Genomic DNA, 20,590 nt, shown 5'->3' on the forward strand with positions numbered 1-20,590 from the left:
CGTAGCGAACTTAGTATGTGATCATTTCCTGCCTCGCCAGTTTGACTGACTACCTATGATGTATCATAGGATTTTTTTATAAAAACTCGAATTAACAGGTACGTTTTGTCTTGTTTAGTTTTCAAAGATCATGTTCGTTATCGCTCAGAAGCGACTTTATTAATATAACATTCTATCAAGATAAAGTCAACAACTTTTTTCTTCATGTTATTTATTAACCGCACTGTTTCAGCGGCGAATACAAATATAACACCTTTTGAAAGAAGAAACAAGTATTTTTTCTAAATAATTTATTTTTCCTTATCTCTTCCTATCTATTGCTAAAAAAGTACTCGTCACAGTAATTCTCTATTGTTGATCCTGGAGGTCTCTAGTATATTTATAATAGATTGAAACTAAATAACCGCAGGGGGAGCTTTGTGCTGAGAGTGAACGATTCGTTGTTCTGACCCTTTGAACCTGTCAGTTAATACTGAAGTAGGAATGTGGAATCACTTGAATACGTGTGGTGTATTCAAACCGATATGCTATTCTATGAATAACATACTCATCCTTACACGGTCTCTCCTTGCTCATTTCATGAAAAAGGAGATTTTTTTATGCAGCAATCAAATCAATTAGTACGACTGATGGAAATCGCGATTATGACTTCACTTGCACTTGTATTAGATTACTTATCAGGTCTCTTTTTAAGGATGCCAAATGGCGGGTCTATTGCGCTCATCATGATTCCCGTCATTCTCATGTCCATTAGATGGGGGATATCTACCGGGTTTGTCATCGGTGTGTTAATTGCTGGCCTACAGCTAATGAATAGCCCTATTATCGCTACACCTGTACAAGGCTTCCTCGATTATTTCGTGGCATCTGTTGTCATTTGTCTAAGCGGTCTGTTTTCTGGATTGATCAAAAAAGCCATTCAGGATCAACAGCGAAAGAAACAATTCTTCTATATTATATTATCTGTATTTGTCGCCAGTTTCTTTAGACTGCTGACGTTCTTTATTTCTGGCGTCGTTTTCTTTTCTCAATATGCACCAAAAGGAACACCAGGGTGGGTCTACTCTTTAATTTATAACAGCACATATATGGTTCCATCTTTTATTATTTGCAGCATCGTTCTTTGTTTATTAATACCGAGTGCCTCTCGCTTGGTCTTTCCTCGTCAAAAATAACCGGCTGATGTCAGCTGGTTATTTTTTTATGCATAATTTGCCGCTCTATGGAATCTATTAATAGTAGAAGATTTCATGCTGGAGGTACGACAATGAATCCTTACTCCATAATGCTGTGCTGTTATATCCTCAGTCTCGCTTATTTTTTGGCTGGTTTCTATGAAGCTTTAAAAATAGCAGGCGTGAAAGGAAAAGTAGAAGCTTCTCCTTTTATTTCTTATATTCTGCTTGCTACACTCTTTACCTTTTTCTCTCATTATTATTGGAAGCTGACGATTTAAGTCGTTGTACATGGTCATGTAGTACTGGCAGTTCCCACCCATACCCAATTTCATTATGGTTCTCGCCAGCCAGCTCGAACTGGCTGGTGACGACAAAACTAGGTTGAAGCTTTTGATAAAATTGCTTTGCTGAATTTTGTTCAAACACCCACAGCAACATATTCTTATAGCCATTCTCTATTAAATCAGCCACTCCTTTTTCAATTAAAGCGATACCCGCCCCTGCCTTTTGCTTCTGCTGTAATAAATAGATGGCATAAAGCTCACCATCATATGCCAAATAGCGCTCGTCACGTTGTTTTCCGAAGGAAGCAAAACCAAATACTCCATCGTCATCTTCGACGACAAACGTACCTTCTAGTGATTTCCTTCTCCAGCTCTCTTCCTTCTCCTCTATATTTAAACGATCCAAGTACTTTTGCGAAATAATGCCGCGATAAGTCGTTTGCCAGCTCTTCACATGAATTTCGGCGATTTTAGGAATATCTTTTTGTACAGCGTGTCTCACCTTCATCTATGCCACTCCTTATAGCCATTTCTCACCCTATCTTCATTATGATAAATTTCTATTTCTAAAAATTCAATCGAAAAAGGATATTCGTTGACATTTTGTCAACACACCTTTATATTGAGGACGACTTCTTCTATAGAAGAGTTGATACATATTGAAAAGGATGGCGTAGAAGATGGAATTTAAGACGACTGATCTTGGACAGCTTTTAAAAGAACAACTACTGCTACGTTCTCTATCTTTAAGAGAACTCAGTGCACACACAGAAATTGATAAAGCAACATTGTCTAGAATCATGAATGGAAAAAGAAAACCGACTTTGAATCATCTGCAGCGACTTTCAAATCATCTAAACATTTCTTTAGATCAACTATTGGCAGCTGCTGGGTTTCCAATCAAAAATGAAAGGGTTCACGATCATACGTTTATTCAAGCAGTGGAAGAAATTGAAGGAACACTGAAAGATCATGACATCTATGATGGTACATTTAGTCAAGAAAAGTTGAAACAGAAGTTAAACGAATACGAGACCTATAGCGGAACAAACGAGGGAAAAGAAATGATCTCGGCAAAGTTTGAACAAAAGATGGAGACGATAAGCGGCGTCGGGCCATTTCTTCAACATCTGAAAAACATGTACAGCTTATTCATAACCGGCCGAGGTACTCCTCGTGAATTGATGCTAATGGGGGGCGCCCTACTTTATTTCATTATGCCTGTTGATTTGATACCAGATTATATTTTTCCGATCGGCTATATTGATGACGCTGCAGCGGTGCAAGTCGTATTCAACCAGCTGACAAATAGGTCATAGCAGGGCACGAAGCCATGAAAAAACAGTACAGCATTGACTTCGCACTTTTACTCACGATCATTTGTTTATTTGTGATCAGCCTGCTAGCTGTATATAGCGGATCGGGACAGTATGAAACGCAAGATATGTTTTATTTCGTCAAAAGACAAATTTTCTGGTATCTCGTCGGTTTTGGCCTTATGGCGGCAGTTGCATACTTTGATTATGAGCTGCTTGAGCGTTTATCTTTTCGGTTATTTGCAGGTGGTATTTTTCTCATTATTCTCGTGCATTTTTTTGGAACAACTCAAAATGGCTCCCAAAGGTGGATCAGCTTCGGTTCAATTAAAGTTCAGCCATCAGAGTTCATGAAAATATTTGTGATTCTCCTCCTAGCGGCTGTCTTGAACCAATATAAGCATCAGCGATTTACATTTAAAGAAAGCATCATCCCTACAAGTAAAGTCATTTGCTGGACCGTTGTCCCTTTTTTCCTCATCTTAATCCAGCCAGACTTAGGGACTGCGCTCGTCATATTATCTATCGCCTTTACACTCATGCTTGTGTCAGGGATTTCAAGCAAGATGATCGCCGCATTGACGGGTTCTTTTCTTGCCCTTCTTGCATTTTTGACCTACTTGCACAATGAACATTTTGAGCATTTCACAAAAATCATTAAGCCTCATCAGCTTGATCGCATTTATGGCTGGCTCTCTCCAGATGAATTTGATTCAACATACGGGTATCAGCTGAAACAATCAATGCTCGGCATTGGATCAGGTCAATTATCAGGAAGCGGTTTTACACAGGGGATTCAGGTACAAGGAGGAAATATTCCTGAAGCACATACAGATTTTATATTTGCAGTAATTGGTGAGGAGTTTGGTTTTATCGGTGCCTCCCTCTTGATGTGTTTGTACTTAATGATGGTCTATCGAATTATTCACGTGGCGATGCATGCCAATACGCTTTATGGATTGTACATATGTGCGGGAGTTGTCGGACTGATCGTGTTTCAAGTCTTCCAAAACGTAGGGATGACAGTCGGTTTAATGCCTGTGACGGGTCTCGCGCTTCCTTTTATCAGCTACGGCGGCAGTGCGCTTTTAACCAACATGATCGCCATTGGACTTGTGTTTAGTGTGAGTCTTAGGTCGTCATCCTACATGTTTGGGCGCAACTGGAATTGAAGGTGATACCCTTGATTCTTTCTCATCTCAAAAAAATCGACCACATTCTCGCTGGAACGATTGTGTGTCTTTGTTTATTTGGTTTACTCATGGTGTACAGCGCGAGTTACCCACTAGGAGAATTAAAGTATGAGCAGGGCCATTATTTCTTGATGAAACAATCACAATGGCTCTTCATCGGGTTATTCTTTTTCTTTATTGCCGCTCTTTTTCCGTATCAGATTTATCGTAAATGGATTCGGTGGCTTGTCATGCTGTCGTTGTTATGTCTGATCCTTGTCCTGCTTCCTGGAATCGGTGTTGTCAAAAACAATTCACAGCGCTGGATTCAGATGGGCTCTCTCATGCTTCAACCGTCTGAAGCTGTGAAACTAGTAATGGTCATCTATTTTGCCTATGTGTATGCAAAAAAACAAGCTTACATCACCTCTTTTAAAAAAGGGGTGATGCCGCCACTCGTTCTTTTAGGGCTTGTTTTTTTATTGATCTTAAAGCAGCCTGATTTAGGCACAGCTGTCTCTATTTTATTGAGCTGCGGCATTATCTTACTATGCGCTGGGCTTAAAATGCGCCATCTCATTTTACTAGGATCGACTGCCGCAGCTGGTATTACTTTTTTTGCTACGGGAGCTCCATATCGTTTGAAACGGCTGACTTCTTTTCGTGATCCTTTTCAGTATGAAGATGGGGACGGGTATCAGCTGATTCATTCATACTTCGCAATGGATTCAGGCGGAATGACTGGAAATGGCTTAGGCGGGAGCATTCAAAAGCTAGGTTTTCTTCCTGAAGCCCATACGGATTTTATCATGGCCGTCATTAGCGAAGAGCTGGGGCTTTTAGGGATATTGTTTGTGCTTGGTGCGTATCTTCTCATCATGAATCGTTCCGTGCGAATCGTGCAGGCTTTACATGATCCTTTCGGAAAACTGTTAACGATCGGGCTTACGTTTCAAATCATGCTCCAAGCCGTCTTTAATTTAGGCGCTGTCTTTGGTCTTCTCCCGATTACAGGCATCCCTCTTCCTTTCATTAGCTACGGGGGCTTCATGATGATATCTGCTGGTATTCTTGTGAATCTTTCTTCATATGTAAAGAGAAATCAATATCAGGCTCATGCCAAATAGACACCTTCTGATTTGAAGGTGTCTATTGATTTTATTCTTCTATTTGATCATCAGCTATTTCTTTTTTTCTTGGCTGTTTGATTTCATTCGTTAGTTCTTGAATGCTTTGCTTCACATTGCCTTTACCGGAAAAGTTCTCAATAATTTCTTTCACATCGATCCCAGAGGATGCTTTCAGGCTTTCTTGAAGACTCGACATCAGGTTTGTGGCATAGCCTGTGACTTTATTGGCACCGCTGCCTTCGCCGTTACCGCCCGTATCCACAACCGTAATTTTATCAATGTTAGAAAGTGGCGCAGATACTTGCTTCGCATATTCTGGAAGCATTTTCACAATCATATCAAGAATTGCAGCTTGACCATACTGTTCGAATGCTTCTGCAATTTTCTCTTTCGCTTCGGCTTCCGCAAGTCCTTTTAGTCTAATGACTTCTGCTTCTGTTTCCCCTTTCGCACGATCCGCTTCCGCTTTGGCAAGCCCGTCAATACGGACTTTCTCAGCTTCTGCTTTTGCCATTGCTTCAATGCTGTATTTCTTCGCATCTGCTTCAGCGAGACGTTTCGCTTTTTCCGCCGCAGCCGACTGCTCAACAGCATAGCGGTCCGCATCTGCTTTCTTTTTCACTTCAGAATCGTATTGACGTTCACGACGCTGAATCTCTTTTTCTTCTAATTCAATTTGTTTCTGGCGTTCGATGATTTTGACTTGCATTTCTTGTTCAGTCACGTGCTGACGGTTTCGAGCTGTTTCTAAATCATACGCTTGGTCAGCGCTTGCTTTTGCTGTATCCTGCTCACGTCTGAATTCTGCTCTTTTCAGCTCATTGATCTTTTCCGCTTCAGCGATTTCAGTGGCACGCTCAAGCTCAGATTTCTTCGCATCTTTATCTGCTTCGGCGCGTTTGATACGTGTTTCTTTATCCGCTTCAGCTGTTGCAATATCTGCATCACGCTTCACTTGGGCAATTCTTGGCTTACCTAGAGATTCTAAATATCCATTTTTATCACGGACATCTTTAATCGTAAACGACACAATGACGAGACCCATTTTCGCTAAATCTTGAGAAGCGACACGTTGTACTTCTTGAGAAAATTTCTCTCTGTTTTTATAAATCTCTTCAACTGTCATTGATCCTAAGATGGAACGAAGGTGTCCTTCTAATACTTCTCTTGCTTCATTTTCGCGGTCCTCTTTTGTTTTACCTAAAAACTGCTCTGCCGCAGTGGCAATTTCTTCAATCGATCCACCAATTTTAATGATGGCTGTTCCATCGGCCATTACTGGTACACCTTGCTCCGTATAGACCTCAGGCGTTGAAACATCTAGCTTGCTAGATAGTAAGCTGAGCGGCTCTGCTTGTTGAAAGACAGGGAGTACGAAGGTACCGCCACCTCTAACAATCTTAATCTTGTTTCCACCTTCATCTACATGAACATTTTTACTTCCTAGATAACTCCCAGTGACGATTAACGCTTCATCTGGGCCTGCTGTCCGGTATTTTGAAACAAATACGCCAATAAGTGCAATAAGAATCACAAGGACAATTCCGATTATAATCAAAATCGTTGTTCCTGGCATTGCATTCCCTCCTAGATTTCTTCATTTGGTATAACAGATAAAACACCTTTATTCACTTCGACAACAAGCACGCGGGTTCCATACGGAATCTCCTCTTGATCGAAGCTAACGGCTGGCTTTGAGATTTTCCCACTATTACTAATTAACAGCACTTCTCCAAACCCGTCTTTTGGAACAGATACAATGATCTCACCAGTTCTTCCTTTTAAATCGGCCTCCGTATATGAGAGAGATTCTTCAGCAGAGGAAAGCGGGATTAAGACAAATACATTCAAACAGGTCACAAGAACCACTGCGATGATGGCAGATAATACTGCCCCAAGCCCACTTCCTACAATGGCTGTTTTTTCAGAGATAAACCCTCCAGCCGAGAAAAAGGTCAGAAATGCGAGGATCAATGTCGGTTGAAGGAATGGAACAGGAATCGCTTCAAACAATCCATCAAATACATCGCCGAAAAAGACGAAAATAAGTGTCAGGATTCCTGATATCATCAATATGTATAAATACAGCGTTTGAAGAGGCAGCCCAAACACATCCATCTTCCTCACCCTTTCTTCATGAAATGAACAGCCTTTATTTCATTTAGACCATACTCACCTCCCATGTATTCCTTCTAACAGGTAATACGAACCACTTTTGTAAAGGTTTCATCTTTCATCACAATTCTTCACAGGAATTCTCGGATAGCTAAAGAATGATTGTCATGTACCAGTATGATAAAATTTGATCTTGGGGTGATGAAAATGAGTTTATTACATGAGGCAAGACAAGCATTGTGGCACGAGCTGCAAGGTTTGAGTGAAGAACAATTAAACCAAAAATTATCTAATGATACTTGGAGTATTCAAGAGGTAGCAGATCATTTAAAGAAAATGGACTTAGTTGCAGCAAAACATCTAGCTGCTGAGGGGAAAAAGGCGCCAATGAAAGAATATGAGCCAAAGCCGGTGGAAATGGCAGAGGATCGTTCAAAAAAAGCCACTGCGCCTAGTATAGTTGAGCCTAAGCGCAAGCATGTGACACCTACACATTTAAAGGATGAGCTCGATACAGCACGTGAGCAGCTCAATCAAATTTTATCAACATTTACTGAAGACGATTTTAAACGCGTCATTGCACACCCTGTGTTTGAAGAGCTATCCCTTAAGCAATATCTTGATTTTATCGGTGCACACGAGAAACGCCATATTCATCAAATCAAAGAAATAAAAGAACAACTATAAGACATCAAAAAGACTCCCTCTTTTGGGAGCCTTTTTTCATTATTACACCGTTTTAGGTGTTAAATCAAAGCAGCGAGCATAAATCCAGTTGTACGCTTTTTCGTTTAAATCTCTTGGGTTTCCAACGGTTTGTGGATCTTTCATCGCTTCTTTTGATAAACGGCCAATCATATCTTTTGATACACCTTGTTCTTCTAATGAAGGAACTTCTAGATCCTCCACTAAATCATACATCCAGTTCACAGCTGCTTTTGCTGCTTCCTCTGTTGACATTCTGCTTGTATCAATACCAAACGCTTGAGCAATTCGAGCGAATTTTTCCGGGTACCCTTTCCAGTTATACTCCATAACAGGTCCCATCATTGCCGCTACACACTGACCATGCGCCACAGGAATAATGCCTCCGAGTGTTTGACTCATCGCATGGGCTGCTCCAGCTGATTCGCTTCCATAGGAAAGTCCTGCAAGCATCGCAGCTTGTGCCATTCCATATCTCGCTTCTAAATCCTCTCCATCACTAAAGGCACGGCGAATATAATGAGCCGCATATTCAATGGCCATGAGCGCTACCGCATCTGTAATAGGCTGAGCAAATTTCATCGTATAGCATTCAATGGCGTGCGCAAGCGCATCAATTCCAGTCATTGCCGTCACATGAGGTGGCATGGATACATGAAGCTCTGGGTCAATCACTGTTAGATGAGCTGCAATGAGAGGTCCACCCGTATTGAATTTGAATTCTCTTTCTTCATCAGTAATAACCGCCCACTGCGTCACCTCTGAACCTGTACCAGCCGTTGTCGGAATGGTAGTTAAAGGAGGAATTCTATTTTCCAGCGGTTTTTTCCCCTCTGCTGCTTCATAATCAAGAACTGAGCCTTCATGAGTCGCCTCTACTCCGATCGCCTTCGCTGTATCCATTGAGCTACCGCCGCCGACTGCAACTAACCCATTACAGCCTTCTTTTTCATATAATGCTGAGCCTTCATTCACTAAACGTACTGGAGGGTTTGGCTCTACTTTATTAAATAGGACAACATCAATTTGCGCTTCCTTTAATGAAGCAATCACTGGATCCACAACGCCTGCTTGATAAATACCAGGGTCTGTTACAAGTAATACCTTTGAGACGCCGTATGCTTTCACTTCTTCTCCCACATGTTTCACCGCACCAATGCCATGTTTGATAACAGTCGGGATTTCAAATGTATGGAATTTTTGCATGCTTTCAATTTTCATATTTAATGTCATATAGAATCTCCTCCAAATAAGTGATAATTATTTAAACCAATGAACCGCTTCAGGTTTTGTATTTCGATATAAATGTTTCAGTTCGGTATATTCTTCTAGACCCGTGCGGCCTAGCTCACGCCCAAGGCCTGATTGCTTATATCCGCCCCACGGTGCTTGAGCAAAATACGGATGGAAGTCATTAATCCATACAGTGCCTAATCTTAATTGCCGAGCCACTCTTTCGGCTTTGCCGATATCAGAAGACCACACCGCTCCTGCTAAACCATAAATCGTGTCATTTGCCAGCTCGATAACTTCCTCCTCTGAACGGAAGGATTCGACAGTAAGTACTGGTCCAAAAACTTCTTCCTGTACAATCCGCATATCTGACATGCAGCCTGAGAAAATCGTTGGCAAGTAGAAGAACCCTTTTTGAAGTTCCTCTGCTTCAGGTCGTTCCCCGCCTGTTTCTAATGTTGCGCCTTCTTCTAGACCGATGCTGACGTATTTTTCTACTTTTTCTCGATGCTCAGCTGAGATGAGCGGTCCACTCTGCGTCCCTTCATCAAAGCCGTTGCCTAGCTTGATTTTTTTCGTACGCTTCACCAGTTCTTCTAAAAATTCATCATGAATGGATTCTTCCACTAGCAAACGTGAACCTGCTGAACACACTTGCCCCGCATGGAAAAACACAGCATTCATGGCCTGGTCAACCGCTACGTCTAAATCAGCATCTTGAAACACAATATTCGGATTTTTCCCACCGAGCTCAAGGGCAATTTTTTTCACATTCCCACTGGCTCCCTGCATAATTTTCTTCCCTGTTTCAATACCGCCTGTAAACGAAATTAAATCCACTTGGTCATTGACAGCAAGCTCATCTCCAACCGTTGCTCCAGGTCCAAGCACGAGGTTGGCAACGCCTGCTGGAACGCCCGCTTCTTCCATGAGTTTGAATGCTTTAATGGTGGTTAATGGTGTAATTTCACTTGGCTTTAAGACGATCGTATTACCCGCCGCAAGCGCAGGAGCGATTTTCCAGCTCGCTTGAAGCAATGGATAGTTCCAAGGAGTGATTTGCCCGCATACACCGACAGGCTCTCTGACTAGTTCACTTTTCGAGTTCGGAATTGGCGATGCAATGATTTCTCCGCCATCTTTATCCGCCAGACCTGCGTAATATTGAAATACGTTCGCAATATCGTCCATATCTGCCTTGCTTTCTTCTAATGTTTTGCCTGTATCAAGCGATTCTAATTTGGCTAGCTCATCAAGATCACGTCTAATCAATTCAGCAATCTTAAACACAATATTACCTCTTTCAAGCCCAGGCAGGTTTGCCCAGTCACCTTGATCGAAGGCTTTTCTAGCTGCTTTAATAGCTAGCTGCGTGTCGTTTCTTGATCCTTCACTGACTGTCGCGATCACTTCTTGATTGAATGGATTGATGATGTCCCGCGTGTCGCCACTTTTGGCGCCAACCCATTGTCCATCTATAAATAATGTTTGACTCATAGAAGGAACCTCCTCTGCTTGTCTTTGGTAAGTTTGTTAAATAAAAATTTAACGTTTTGAACATAATTAACTTAACACGTTCAAATTTTTCTGTCAAAGGGAGATATGCTTCATTTTTTTTGACATTTGGCATTCTTTCGTTAACATATAGTCCATAAAGATTTTTTTGAACGTATTGAATTCTCTTAATAGAAAGCAGGGACAAGATGAAAAAACAGGAACAGCCACAAGCAGAAGAGCGTATTTTAGCGGCTAAAGATCTCGTCATTGATTCCATCGCTGAAACGATGGACCTCTATGGGATTACACGTAGTGCCGGTATTCTCTATGGGACCATGTATTTAAATGAGGAAATGACGCTCGATGAAATGCGTGAAGAGCTGCAAATGAGTAAGCCAAGTATGAGTACGGGTGTGAAAAAACTTCAAGACATGAATATTGTCAAAAAGACCTTTCATCGAGGCCGAAGAAAACACAGCTTTGTTGCTGAAAAAGACTTTTTTAAGTTTTTTATGAACTTCTTTCCACAAAAATGGGAGCGAGAGGTCGAGGTCAATTTAGCGGCGATTGAAGAAGCGCAAGAGCGCCTTCAAGATGTAGCTTATGATGAGCAAATCGAGGAACATGTGAGAGAGGAAGCGCAGCAACTTCTTGAACAGCTTGAAAGCTCCAAGGCCTATTATGACTGGCTCAGACGATTGGCCCACTCTGTCCATTCCGGGGAAATCTTTGACTATATTCCGATTGCTCAGAAAGAAAAATAGACGACGTGTTTTCGTTTTATAGCTTGAATTTCACAGGAGGATTGATTATAATAAGTTATGTCGTAACACATCGGGGCATTAGCTCAGCTGGGAGAGCGCTACGCTGGCAGGGTGAACGACATTACCCGAAGCAAACAGACGTTCTCTGAAAAAGACTGATTTAATAAGGTTCAATGATGAGCCTTTCTGAATGAAAATTTTCATTTCTGAACAAAACTGAAAGGGTTGGTCCCCAATCCGTCCCCATAAAAAAACAGACCATGCAGGGTCTGTTTTAATTTTGCCTATACGTATTCAGATATTACTTTCCAATAAACAGATTGTATTGAAAAGATAAATAAAACCGTCCAATTGGACGGCAAACTGATATTCATTTTATTTCATGCTACCCCAGATAGATCTTCCACCAGTATGGCCTGTTTTTGAATGCTCCCATGTGTTAACTAATTGCATCTTACCTACATGTTGATGGTGATGCCAAGTATAGCCGGTCGGTGTAACACCTTTTTCAATCTGATCAAGTTGCTTTTTATTAAATTGTTTCATCTTTGTGATATCTTTAAATACATCTTTCTTCAATTGAACATTTGCTGTTTTAAACTGTGTAGCATTCGATGATTTCAATTGATTTAATGGAAGGGTCATCTCCGATTTAAAATTAAACTTTGGAAAACCCTGTCTATCAAACTTAACACCTGTAACAGGATGACTCTTCCCAGCTAAATGTCCATTTCTAACATAAACATCGCGCATTTTATCAGGTGTGTGCTTTTGAACAAACCTTTTTGTTTTTGTCTTACCGCCTACCTTAACAGTTTTTTGTGTTACAGTAGGTTTCTGCAATAATTTTAGTATTTGAGTAAGTCCTCTAACTATCATTGCTTGAGCCTTATCTTTACTAGAAAGCGTCCCATCTTCGTATACTGTAGGTAGGGACTCAAACTCTTCCACAGGTATTTCTTCTAAATCTTCATCGGCAATTAAATCATCTTCCGTTTGACCAGGAATATATTGTTGTCTACCTGGTTCAACCGCTGCTTTAGCCTTAGGATCTTCAGCTGCATTCAAAAAATCCATCGGAATGCTTGATACAAGTAACGTGATTGCAAATAATAAAAATAAAAACTTCTTCAAAATAACATTTCTCCTCATAATTAGTATTTTTGTCACATACTAATTATAAGTCCAATATCTTAATTTTTTTCTTAAAATTACCTTAATTTATATTCCTTATCTTAAAAGCAATATGTTCACCTAAATTCACTATGAGCGAATCTTCATTTCCTTCTAAGAATTTAGCAATTTGTTGAACAAGGTCTTTAATATTACTATTAGTTGGCATATTTTGATTTATTAAAAGGAGTGAGTTAATAGTTGAAGCTACCTCATAAAGAACATCTTCATCTTTCACATTCTCAATGTAATTTTTTATCGTATTGAAAAACCATTCAATCTCTTCTATTTCCTTCATTGGATAGTATTGAATTTTATAGATATCATCTGTATCTGGGTTCTCCATCTTTAATATAGCCTGAAGTTCTTCTTTACTTAAATACTCATTTGGAATCTCATACTCAATTTCTGCTTCTGCGTCTGCTTCTTCATCGACAATATACTCAACTGTATAAAGTCCCTTGATAAGTTCATCAAAAGAATCTGCTAATTTGAAATCTTCTTCCATCTCTAAATCAAAGTAATGAATTGGCGGATTCTCTTTGGTCTTTCGATAATCCATTGCAACCCATGTGTGGCCATCACCATTGATTAAAATTAATCCTTTTGGCAAATCCCACTCTTTTATTAAATATTCACTCTCCATAATACCGTCATCTTCTGCAATTCCTCTTAGATGTGTAAATTGGATATGATCCTCAGACCACGAATTGGGCTGGGGTGTAGGAAATGCATTGTGAACAATATACCCACCATTCTGTTCTAGAATGAGCTTTTTGTATGTATCGGGTAACGTCACTCCAAGTTTCTTTTCTGCCTCAGCAATTTCCTTTTCATTTATCTTTTCTAGTGTGTAGTAGTTTTCTTCTTCGTCAATTTCCCAAAATTGTTTCAAGGTTTGTACCCCCTAGTATAATATGCACATAAGTATACCATTTTTAATGGTTTTGTTTAACAACTTTGGTTTTGCATGCGCTAAAGAACAATCCAGTTCAATTCTTGGTTAGGAAATTATACTAATATATGGAAAATAAAAACTCATAATACCTGGAAAAATGCTATAATATGAAAAGTTTTGAAATAATATCAGGGGGTTAATTTCATGTTAGAACTGTTAAATGTTATTTTAACTATCATTGCTTCTACGTTAAGTATCGTTGGATTCATAACTGCTCGTGAAAATAAAACGAACATATCTGTAACTGGAAACCACAATAAAATCAACACAGGTAACACGAAGATTAGCAATAAAATATTTCAGCCTACTGTACATCAGTCTCAAAAGATAATATATAGGTTGGAAAACTCTTCTCCGAATCATAGTTCTGAAATGCAAATTTTAAAGATCATTGGTTTGTTTATTGTTTTAGTTTTATTTGGAATGATTTATTTTAGTTATTTAACCTTCTTTAATTTAATTCTAATATTGCTGTTTATTATCAGATCCACTATATATATCCGATCTTCTCTAGCAATCAAAACACTAAATAAACCATTTAATGAATTGAAACTAACATTAGCTTTTATAAATATGTTTGTGTTACTTGGACTGATTTTTTGTTTAATACTTTTGCCCATCCCTAAAGAACTGACTGAAATCGATAAGGATTTGAAATTTAACATATCTATAATTTTTCAAGGCGGAAACTCTATTTCATCTTGGTTAGAAAGTGTATCTGCGTATATTAAAAGCATTTGGGGAAAAGATGTTCTATTTTATTTAGTTGGGCGAAGTACTGGATTTATTTTTATTACAATCTTTATTATTGTGTCAACTGCCAGAAGAGCATTACCTACAGTAAAAGAAGGTGAAAAAGCATTCACAATATTTTCAGAGAGTATGTTCATACCGATATTTGTTATCATGCTTATCTTTTGCTTCCTGTTTCCTTGGATTGCTTTTGATATCAAGGATCAATTGTACCCTTATTGGGATGAATGGTTAAAAGGGTAAGATTAATAACTTAGTTATCATGTAGTAATTTCAAACCTGCGCAAGGATTAGATGGTATAATTAACCTTACAAAGAGGGGGATTATAATGAAAGAAATACTTTATTTAGATACTGAACTCATGAACTCCAACTTAGCACAAATTGATCAAGGACTTACAACAGATGTTTCTCATCATAGTGATACACAAAAAACTGAAAGTGATGGTTCTAGTTATATAGTTGGTAAAAATGCTGAAGTTGGTGCTAGAATCGGCCTCTTAACACTTAATGTAAATGGAAAGATAGGAGCCGATGCACAAGAAGGATTTAATGAATCGCGGTCTTTTTTAGAAGGGGAAAAAGACATTTTAAATAAGTCTTTTCACGATTATTCTTTATCATTATTAATGGATAAACTTGATGAAAGAGAGCTGCTTAAAAGGACAGAGTATGATTTAAACGAGGGAGATTTTTTTATCATTGAATCTGAATTAAGATTAAATGATTTTTCCCTTATGAAGAGATTTAGCAATCCTGAAAAAACAGAAAATCTATTATTAGCAGAAATTCTTGATGCTCCAATGACCTATAAAGAAGCAAAAAAAATCATATCTAAAAATACACCCACAGCTAAAGAGCGTGAATTAATTTATTTAGCTGAAAAAGTTGTAACTATTCATGATAATGCACAACCAACCCTTTCGGTGTTAAAACAACTTCATGCATACAGTGATTATTTATCTGATATTTTGGAGGATCATTCTTTTATTAAGGTAGGAAAGAGCGCAGGGATAATTAAAAATTCAAGTTTACGAGAATCTACCACTTCTCTAACGCTAAGGTCAGAAAATAATAGAAAAGTTAAATTGTTTGGTCGTTTTTCATCAACAAAACAAACTGTATTTAATGGTTTTAATACTGAAGAATTAGCTTCTGATGAGTTGTATAAGATGCCGAATTTGTTTCTTGATGTTGTATTAGGTTCAATGCAACTTATTACTGAAGGAGATAATATTGTTAGCCCAATTGCAATCTATTTTGAATAATCTTTAAAACTATCTTTTCTTTTTTTTCTTGTCTTATCAAACTCTTCAAATTTGTTATCTAAATTATTCATTCGTTTCTCCATGCGAAGCCTATTATTTTTTTGTGTTTTATTCAGTTGGCCATCTAAAAGATTAATCTGATCGACTGCTTTCTTTATAACATTACGACCAAACTTAAACATTTTTTCACCTCAGTTTTAATTCATCATATCATAAACCAGTCTATGCATCCAAAGATAGCTTGGTGCTAAAGCTCCTTTAAAGGAGCAGTGTTTGGAGTAGGAGTAAGCCTTTACAGTAGATCTCCTAAGTTTAGAAAAAACCGATTAAAGTAAAAGAGCCTCTCAATTATGAAAGAGGCTCTTTTCAGAATAATTTAATTATCGCAATAACTAATCCACCTACAGTTAAAGTGGTTGCAATAGTCCATTTAATAATATTAGATGTTGCTTGTTCAACTTTTGAATCTACATGGTCTCTTGTTGCAATATTTGAATTATTAATGGAATCCGTAAACAAAGTTTTAATTTCTGCTTTTGTCGGTAAATCATCAAGTTTTTTTGTTCTTTCCTTGAGGACAGCAACGTCTCTCTCAAGATTGGATATTCTTTCTGTTATCTTTTCCATATTGTAATCACTCTCCTTACCAGACGCAGTTTGTGTTAACGATTGTATTATTGAATTTAATTGTACTACAATACCACTTAATATTTCTTCATTTTCGTAATTTTTAATGTTTTCAAAGCTATGTTCTTTTAAATCAAATCTTTTGATAAGAGAGTTTGGCCTTTTAGGGTTATATTGTGCCATTCTAACTATATTACTATTAATGCCTGTCGCTTCATTCTTCATCTTCATTATGCCCTAAGATGTCTTTTAAAATTGTTATCGCCTGTTTAAGGTTAAGATCGTCCATTTCAAATTCTATTGATTTTCCATCATTTCTTGAGAATCGTATCACCCTGAGCTCTTTATTGGACTTTTCTGAAGAAACAATACTAAATAACTTTAAAGGTTCAGTTCTATTAAAGTAAAACTGACTTACTAAAGTTTCAACAGTTTTATAGAAAGAAACAGCATCTTGCTTGTAGTTATTTGGAATATCTTTAGGCCATTTCATATTTGCATCCTCTAAATAAAAGCCTTGAAATCCTAGATGAACGAGTGAATCTCCTAAAACCGGCTTCAATACTTTATCTAATTCATCTATACAATGAGGCCAATCACTTCTATTTTGAAAAGTATTGATTATTGATAACGCTTTAGAAAATATCATACCATCTTGTTTATATTTTTCGATGCTTCCTCCAAAATACTCCAAGATATCATAGCCATTCTCATATGCCATGTCCTACACTCCCATTAGTTTATGTCTTAAGTCTAGGAATGTTTCCACTCAATGTCAATATTTTTCAATTTAAAACATAATTTTCAACTCCCGTTACCAATAGATGGCAATCGTAAGACACCTTTATTTATTTCAGCGCTTTTTCTAATGCCGCTTTCGTCTTCGGCCCATAAATACCGTCAGCAACAAGTCCATGCATGAGCTGGAATCGTTTGACCGCATCCGCTGTTTTTGGTCCGTAATAGCCATCAATGCCGTTATTTTTTGCCCCTTTATCAGGGTAGAAATGTACAGCAGCAAGGGCTTCCTGCAATGCTTTTACTCCAGCGCCCTTTGTCAAAGGCTTGGTTACTTTAATGATGCCAGATGGTAAGTTAAATGACTTCTTGGACGTGCTTGTTTGTGGCTTAGGTGTATTGTTCGCAGGTGTTGCTTTCGTCGGCTTTGCGGTTGCCTTGTTACTCGTATGAGCGGTTGCAATACCCGCCTTGAAGCTGTCCCAGCGATTAAGTAGCTTTCGTGGACATTGTTTACCGCTCCATCTCTTATGTGGCACGACATTGGCCAATGGAATGCCTTGCTCTGTCATCAGTTGACGAATTAACCATTGAGCGTTCTCGACTGCCTTCTCAAAATTGCCGTCTGCGTTTTCGCAAATCTCAATTCCAATTGACTTCATGTTTCCGGTTCCGCGTCCATCTCCTGCATGCCATCCATTTTCATTCAACGGCAGATGTTGATAAATGACTTTATCATCCACAGTATAGTGCCAGCTTACACCTGTACTTGATCGTTTTACGAAAGCTGCGTGACTTGCTGCGTCTGCTCCTTTAGATGTATTGGCGGTGTTATGGACTGTTATATATAAAGGTTTCATATAGTTTTGTGGACGGTTTCCATTACTCTTTGGAATAAAATCCTTAATGATTTTTACCACTTTCATCGTCTCCTTTTTGGTCTATTTAATATAAAAAGAGCCACCTCATGGCAGCTCCTTACTTCGTTAATCCTTTTTGTTTTAGGACTTCTTTCTGCTGCTGTCCTTTCGATGTGACATAGTTATTTTTGAACCATGCGACAAGGGTTGTGACAATTGTAAAAACCATTGAGCAAGCAAGATACAATGTTTCAGCTAATGATGTGACTTGGTCCTCGCTGATCGGCAAGATTGGCTTGCCAAACAGAATTAACGCTTGGTTGATCAATGCCATAAAAAGAAGCACTGTGCGAATCACAGTACCTTTATCGAATGTTTTCATAAATGATTCCTCCTATTTTAAATTCCGTTCTATTTTATCGAGCTTGTCGATCACAACGTCATATTTCTCACTAAACTTTGCTAACACATCATTTTGCGCTTCGATTTGTTCATTGAGCTTGTTTTCTCGTTCCTTTGTTGTGTTTAATACGTAAAACAGCACCCAACAAAAAAGAACCGCAAATGGTCCTTGTGTCATCAAATATTGAGCCAAATCCATTTCCACCATACTCACCTACCTCACTTTGTCCACCCCCTTAAAGAAGGCAAAATAAAAAGCCTTTCTACTAGGCTTCTGACGTTTCTTTATATACTTCACCGGTTATTTCTTTGTATTGATCATGTGTAACATATTCCTCCTGAACGCCCTCTTCTAGATCTTCAATTGAACAATCCTTGAACGACATTGCTTGTTTAACCATTGCAGTTGTGGCCCATTTATAAAATAACGCTAACACCCAAAAATTAAGATTCATCTGTAAACCCTCCCTTCAATTTAAGGATGTCTATTCGCATTTCTGCCAGCTGCTGTCCTAACATTGCATTTACTCTTTCTGCCTGTTGACGAGCAATTTTTTCTTTCGCTAACTGTTCACCAATAAGAAGTAATTGCTTTTCGACCTGGGTCATAGGTTGTTCATTATCTAATTTCAGATACTCTTGCCAAGCAGCATCCAACTCTTCAACTGAAGGCTCCGGTTCTTCTAAGAGCCATGTATCTATGAATTGTCCCTCTCCATCATCCCGAACCGAATAATCCTTACCTAATTCCGCATTCGGGTATAAATATTTGATCGCTAGCGCCTTATTCATCTTTTCCCTCCTATCTCATATATCTCAATTGAGACATCGTTACATAAGCTGTGTTTATTGATACTGTTTTGTTGGTTCCTCTTGGTGTTATATAGAAAGTTACCTTGTCTCCAGCTTTAAATTTTTGTAATAAATAAAGCACGCACGTACTTGATGATGTCGCTGGATTCCAGTTTCCGAACCTCTGGTATTCTGATCCGTTGACATAACAGGCCAAGATATTATCTGATCCGACTGTAATATTATTACTAGTGACATATAACCTGATTAAATAAAGACCACTGTTTTTCAGTGTGATCTCAGCACGAGAGCGGTTATACTCTGATAAATCATCCGCTCGTGATGCCCCAAAAACAAGCTTTGTTGCAACATTTTCAGCGGCTGAAACAGATGAATTATCTTGATCATAAGTATCAACAAAAGTGCTGTTTGCCAAATCCTCCACTGTTAAAACTTGTTTCCATCCTTTGAAAACTCCATCAGTGTGAACAGTGCCATACCAGTACATGTTGTCAAAACTTCTCCATAAACGAATGTCTTTTCTTGTTCCTGCGGTTCCGACATCAATATTGAACCACGATGAATCATTTGTGAATGGCTTGTTTGTAAGATACTGTCCAGCTGCATAATAACTCCCAGCGGGTAAAGATAAGATATCCGTTCCATCCAAAACAGTTGGGAGCGGCTTACGATCTCCCGAATCTTGCGTCAGTTTATAGAGTTGTCCACTATTCCATTTATCTTTTTCAGCTGATGTTGGAAGCTGCGTCCAGGTAATTGAAATATGATTAGAATTATAGTAGAAGTAATATGCATTGCCTGACGTGTCTACTGCAAATCCAGTTCCGATGTTGTTTTGTCCCACCGTTTGTATTCCTCTTAAATAGGCGTTACTAGGGGCAGGGGAATCTTCTACACCTGGAGAAGCGATAAAAGTACAAGTTCCCTTGTCCTTGATTGAATCAAAAATACTTCCGTCAGCCGGAACAGAGATCAAGTATTTGCCGTCATCAGCTGTGATCTTATATAGCTGTGATTCATTCCATTTCTTCTTCTCTGCTACAGATGCATGTGGCTTGGTGTCATCAACATGGCCAATGATCTGATCTAACAGTCCAGAATCATTTTCAAGTAATACCTTCACCATATCATTGAACAAATCCGCATGAGCTTTATCACTCGTTTCAAACACTTTAGGAGATTTAATGTCCATCAATGATCGCTCCTTTCTTAATAGATGTCATCAATCTCAAAGATGAATTCAATGTCACCATCTTTTTGCTTGTCTGTCATGGTACGGATGGCCGTAAACTTTCCATCTTCATCAACAAGAGCCAATTCGTTGATGACTTCTCCAGCAAGCTCCCCTTCTGCGATGGTGCACGTGTACCGGATTTTCGCTGGCTCCATAAACTCATATGAATCAATTTCTTTTTGAGCAAGCTCACTCTTTAATTCTTGTTCTGTTCCATCAAGGGAGATTGGCTTTCCGTCCTTCGTTCCTCCATTGCCAAAAGCCATCTTGACCACTTTCGTGAGCTTAGTTCCCTCCGCTCTAGCCTTCGCCATTTGTTGGCGAGCATAAAGCGTTGTAACGGTTAATTGATCAGCCATTATGATCCTCC

The 20,590-nt window shown here is 38.8% G+C and carries 25 protein-coding genes and 1 riboswitch; of the genes, 8 read left to right on the forward strand and 17 right to left on the reverse strand.

Going from position 1 to position 20,590, the window contains the following annotated elements:
• Positions 1–398 precede the first annotated feature (398 nt).
• Positions 399–501: riboswitch (TPP riboswitch) on the forward strand.
• A gap of 98 nt (positions 502–599) precedes the next feature.
• The gene (gene thiT, locus IEE86_RS16180) at positions 600–1,175 is read left to right on the forward strand and encodes an energy-coupled thiamine transporter ThiT (protein WP_191098090.1); all 576 of its coding nucleotides are present in this window, start codon (positions 600–602) and stop codon (positions 1,173–1,175) included.
• Positions 1,176–1,415: 240 nt separating this feature from the next.
• Here the strand turns inward: thiT and IEE86_RS16185 are convergent, their stop codons facing one another.
• Positions 1,416–1,970, reverse strand: a complete 555-nt coding sequence (locus tag IEE86_RS16185; protein WP_191098091.1) for a GNAT family N-acetyltransferase — start codon at positions 1,968–1,970, stop codon at positions 1,416–1,418.
• A gap of 172 nt (positions 1,971–2,142) precedes the next feature.
• Between IEE86_RS16185 and IEE86_RS16190 the strand changes: the two genes are divergently transcribed.
• Genes IEE86_RS16190 through ftsW form a run of 3 tightly spaced genes read left to right on the forward strand, consistent with a single transcriptional unit; the run spans position 2,143 to position 5,077 of the window.
• Positions 2,143–2,781, forward strand: coding sequence for a DUF1232 domain-containing protein (locus IEE86_RS16190; protein WP_191098092.1), 639 nt, complete (start codon positions 2,143–2,145; stop codon positions 2,779–2,781).
• A 14-nt stretch (positions 2,782–2,795) separates the two neighbouring features.
• Positions 2,796–3,950, forward strand: coding sequence for a rod shape-determining protein RodA (gene rodA / locus IEE86_RS16195; protein ID WP_191098093.1), 1,155 nt, complete (start codon positions 2,796–2,798; stop codon positions 3,948–3,950).
• Complete coding sequence (gene ftsW / locus IEE86_RS16200) at positions 3,947–5,077, forward strand: putative lipid II flippase FtsW (RefSeq protein WP_191098094.1); 1,131 nt, start codon at positions 3,947–3,949, stop codon at positions 5,075–5,077. The genes rodA and ftsW overlap by 4 nt, the downstream gene beginning before the upstream one ends.
• A 31-nt stretch (positions 5,078–5,108) precedes the next feature.
• Here the strand turns inward: ftsW and IEE86_RS16205 are convergent, their stop codons facing one another.
• Positions 5,109–6,656, reverse strand: a complete 1,548-nt coding sequence (locus IEE86_RS16205; protein ID WP_191098095.1) for a flotillin family protein — start codon at positions 6,654–6,656, stop codon at positions 5,109–5,111.
• Positions 6,657–6,667: 11 nt separating this feature from the next.
• A complete protein-coding gene (locus IEE86_RS16210; protein WP_191098096.1) occupies positions 6,668–7,198 on the reverse strand; it encodes an NfeD family membrane protein in 531 nt (176 codons plus the stop codon).
• Between the two features lie 204 nt (positions 7,199–7,402).
• Here IEE86_RS16210 and IEE86_RS16215 point away from each other — a divergent pair, with 204 nt between their 5' ends.
• A complete protein-coding gene (locus IEE86_RS16215) occupies positions 7,403–7,882 on the forward strand; it encodes a DinB family protein (RefSeq protein ID WP_191098097.1) in 480 nt (159 codons plus the stop codon).
• Between the two features lie 42 nt (positions 7,883–7,924).
• Here the strand turns inward: IEE86_RS16215 and IEE86_RS16220 are convergent, their stop codons facing one another.
• On the reverse strand, positions 7,925–9,133 hold the full coding sequence (locus IEE86_RS16220) for an iron-containing alcohol dehydrogenase (RefSeq protein WP_191098098.1): 1,209 nt from the start codon (positions 9,131–9,133) through the stop codon (positions 7,925–7,927).
• A gap of 27 nt (positions 9,134–9,160) precedes the next feature.
• Positions 9,161–10,630 (reverse strand): betaine-aldehyde dehydrogenase, encoded by a 1,470-nt coding sequence (betB, locus tag IEE86_RS16225; protein WP_191098099.1) that lies wholly within the window; start codon positions 10,628–10,630, stop codon positions 9,161–9,163.
• 206 nt (positions 10,631–10,836) lie between these two features.
• Between betB and cudC the strand changes: the two genes are divergently transcribed.
• Entirely contained in the window at positions 10,837–11,394 is a 558-nt protein-coding gene (cudC, locus tag IEE86_RS16230) for a choline uptake/conversion transcriptional regulator CudC (protein WP_191098100.1), read from the forward strand.
• A gap of 375 nt (positions 11,395–11,769) precedes the next feature.
• Here cudC and IEE86_RS16235 read toward each other — a convergent pair whose 3' ends face one another.
• Positions 11,770–12,528, reverse strand: a complete 759-nt coding sequence (locus IEE86_RS16235; protein WP_191098101.1) for an HNH endonuclease — start codon at positions 12,526–12,528, stop codon at positions 11,770–11,772.
• Positions 12,529–12,610: 82 nt separating this feature from the next.
• Positions 12,611–13,462 carry an SMI1/KNR4 family protein gene (locus IEE86_RS16240; RefSeq protein WP_191098102.1) on the reverse strand — a complete coding sequence of 284 codons (852 nt, stop codon included), beginning with the start codon at positions 13,460–13,462 and terminating at the stop codon, positions 12,611–12,613.
• A gap of 207 nt (positions 13,463–13,669) precedes the next feature.
• Here IEE86_RS16240 and IEE86_RS16245 point away from each other — a divergent pair, with 207 nt between their 5' ends.
• Both IEE86_RS16245 and IEE86_RS16250 read left to right on the forward strand, forming a co-directional pair.
• A complete protein-coding gene (locus IEE86_RS16245; protein WP_191098103.1) occupies positions 13,670–14,521 on the forward strand; it encodes a hypothetical protein in 852 nt (283 codons plus the stop codon).
• 86 nt (positions 14,522–14,607) lie between these two features.
• Positions 14,608–15,546 carry a DUF6414 family protein gene (locus tag IEE86_RS16250; protein WP_191098104.1) on the forward strand — a complete coding sequence of 313 codons (939 nt, stop codon included), beginning with the start codon at positions 14,608–14,610 and terminating at the stop codon, positions 15,544–15,546.
• Here IEE86_RS16250 and IEE86_RS16255 read toward each other — a convergent pair.
• The 10 genes from IEE86_RS16255 to IEE86_RS16300 all read right to left on the reverse strand — a co-directional run bounded on the left by IEE86_RS16255 (position 15,534) and on the right by IEE86_RS16300 (position 20,579).
• A complete protein-coding gene (locus IEE86_RS16255; RefSeq protein ID WP_191098105.1) occupies positions 15,534–15,728 on the reverse strand; it encodes a hypothetical protein in 195 nt (64 codons plus the stop codon). The genes IEE86_RS16250 and IEE86_RS16255 overlap by 13 nt on opposite strands.
• 184 nt (positions 15,729–15,912) lie before the next feature.
• Positions 15,913–16,398: a hypothetical protein gene (locus IEE86_RS16260; protein ID WP_191098106.1), complete on the reverse strand. Its 486-nt coding sequence runs from the start codon at positions 16,396–16,398 to the stop codon at positions 15,913–15,915.
• Positions 16,388–16,894: an MreC domain-containing protein gene (locus tag IEE86_RS16265; RefSeq protein WP_191098107.1), complete on the reverse strand. Its 507-nt coding sequence runs from the start codon at positions 16,892–16,894 to the stop codon at positions 16,388–16,390. Before IEE86_RS16265 ends, IEE86_RS16260 begins: the two co-directional genes overlap by 11 nt.
• A 127-nt stretch (positions 16,895–17,021) precedes the next feature.
• Complete coding sequence (locus IEE86_RS16270; protein ID WP_191098108.1) at positions 17,022–17,831, reverse strand: peptidoglycan recognition protein family protein; 810 nt, start codon at positions 17,829–17,831, stop codon at positions 17,022–17,024.
• A 58-nt stretch (positions 17,832–17,889) separates the two neighbouring features.
• On the reverse strand, positions 17,890–18,153 hold the full coding sequence (locus tag IEE86_RS16275) for a phage holin (RefSeq protein ID WP_191098109.1): 264 nt from the start codon (positions 18,151–18,153) through the stop codon (positions 17,890–17,892).
• Between the two features lie 12 nt (positions 18,154–18,165).
• Complete coding sequence (locus IEE86_RS16280) at positions 18,166–18,378, reverse strand: BhlA/UviB family holin-like peptide (protein ID WP_034620157.1); 213 nt, start codon at positions 18,376–18,378, stop codon at positions 18,166–18,168.
• Positions 18,379–18,439: 61 nt separating this feature from the next.
• Positions 18,440–18,628: an XkdX family protein gene (locus IEE86_RS16285; protein ID WP_191098110.1), complete on the reverse strand. Its 189-nt coding sequence runs from the start codon at positions 18,626–18,628 to the stop codon at positions 18,440–18,442.
• Positions 18,618–18,965, reverse strand: coding sequence for an XkdW family protein (locus tag IEE86_RS16290; RefSeq protein ID WP_191098111.1), 348 nt, complete (start codon positions 18,963–18,965; stop codon positions 18,618–18,620). Before IEE86_RS16290 ends, IEE86_RS16285 begins: the two co-directional genes overlap by 11 nt.
• Positions 18,966–18,975: 10 nt before the next feature.
• On the reverse strand, positions 18,976–20,178 hold the full coding sequence (locus IEE86_RS16295; protein WP_191098112.1) for a hypothetical protein: 1,203 nt from the start codon (positions 20,176–20,178) through the stop codon (positions 18,976–18,978).
• A gap of 17 nt (positions 20,179–20,195) precedes the next feature.
• Positions 20,196–20,579, reverse strand: coding sequence for a phage tail-collar fiber domain-containing protein (locus IEE86_RS16300; protein WP_191098113.1), 384 nt, complete (start codon positions 20,577–20,579; stop codon positions 20,196–20,198).
• Between the last annotated feature and the right edge of the window lie 11 nt (positions 20,580–20,590).

Origin of the sequence: Bacillus crepusculi, from assembly GCF_014764715.1 — a bacterium.
GTDB lineage: Bacteria > Bacillota > Bacilli > Bacillales > Bacillaceae > Bacillus.

What these genes read in the sequence shown, in the direction of transcription:
- betB (WP_191098099.1), bottom strand. Translation starts at nt 10,630, where the DNA reads ATGAGTCAAACATTATTTATAGATGGACAATGGGTTGGCGCCAAAAGT.
- IEE86_RS16300 (WP_191098113.1), bottom strand. Translation starts at nt 20,579, where the DNA reads ATGGCTGATCAATTAACCGTTACAACGCTTTATGCTCGCCAACAAATG.
- thiT (WP_191098090.1), top strand. Translation starts at nt 600, where the DNA reads ATGCAGCAATCAAATCAATTAGTACGACTGATGGAAATCGCGATTATG.
- IEE86_RS16220 (WP_191098098.1), bottom strand. Translation starts at nt 9,133, where the DNA reads ATGACATTAAATATGAAAATTGAAAGCATGCAAAAATTCCATACATTT.
- cudC (WP_191098100.1), top strand. Translation starts at nt 10,837, where the DNA reads ATGAAAAAACAGGAACAGCCACAAGCAGAAGAGCGTATTTTAGCGGCT.
- IEE86_RS16245 (WP_191098103.1), top strand. Translation starts at nt 13,670, where the DNA reads ATGTTAGAACTGTTAAATGTTATTTTAACTATCATTGCTTCTACGTTA.
- IEE86_RS16295 (WP_191098112.1), bottom strand. Translation starts at nt 20,178, where the DNA reads ATGGACATTAAATCTCCTAAAGTGTTTGAAACGAGTGATAAAGCTCAT.
- IEE86_RS16285 (WP_191098110.1), bottom strand. Translation starts at nt 18,628, where the DNA reads ATGAATCTTAATTTTTGGGTGTTAGCGTTATTTTATAAATGGGCCACA.
- IEE86_RS16250 (WP_191098104.1), top strand. Translation starts at nt 14,608, where the DNA reads ATGAAAGAAATACTTTATTTAGATACTGAACTCATGAACTCCAACTTA.
- IEE86_RS16275 (WP_191098109.1), bottom strand. Translation starts at nt 18,153, where the DNA reads ATGAAAACATTCGATAAAGGTACTGTGATTCGCACAGTGCTTCTTTTT.
- IEE86_RS16265 (WP_191098107.1), bottom strand. Translation starts at nt 16,894, where the DNA reads ATGGCATATGAGAATGGCTATGATATCTTGGAGTATTTTGGAGGAAGC.
- rodA (WP_191098093.1), top strand. Translation starts at nt 2,796, where the DNA reads ATGAAAAAACAGTACAGCATTGACTTCGCACTTTTACTCACGATCATT.
- IEE86_RS16255 (WP_191098105.1), bottom strand. Translation starts at nt 15,728, where the DNA reads ATGTTTAAGTTTGGTCGTAATGTTATAAAGAAAGCAGTCGATCAGATT.
- IEE86_RS16185 (WP_191098091.1), bottom strand. Translation starts at nt 1,970, where the DNA reads ATGAAGGTGAGACACGCTGTACAAAAAGATATTCCTAAAATCGCCGAA.
- IEE86_RS16205 (WP_191098095.1), bottom strand. Translation starts at nt 6,656, where the DNA reads ATGCCAGGAACAACGATTTTGATTATAATCGGAATTGTCCTTGTGATT.
- IEE86_RS16210 (WP_191098096.1), bottom strand. Translation starts at nt 7,198, where the DNA reads ATGGATGTGTTTGGGCTGCCTCTTCAAACGCTGTATTTATACATATTG.
- IEE86_RS16290 (WP_191098111.1), bottom strand. Translation starts at nt 18,965, where the DNA reads ATGAATAAGGCGCTAGCGATCAAATATTTATACCCGAATGCGGAATTA.
- IEE86_RS16215 (WP_191098097.1), top strand. Translation starts at nt 7,403, where the DNA reads ATGAGTTTATTACATGAGGCAAGACAAGCATTGTGGCACGAGCTGCAA.
- IEE86_RS16260 (WP_191098106.1), bottom strand. Translation starts at nt 16,398, where the DNA reads ATGAAGAATGAAGCGACAGGCATTAATAGTAATATAGTTAGAATGGCA.
- IEE86_RS16190 (WP_191098092.1), top strand. Translation starts at nt 2,143, where the DNA reads ATGGAATTTAAGACGACTGATCTTGGACAGCTTTTAAAAGAACAACTA.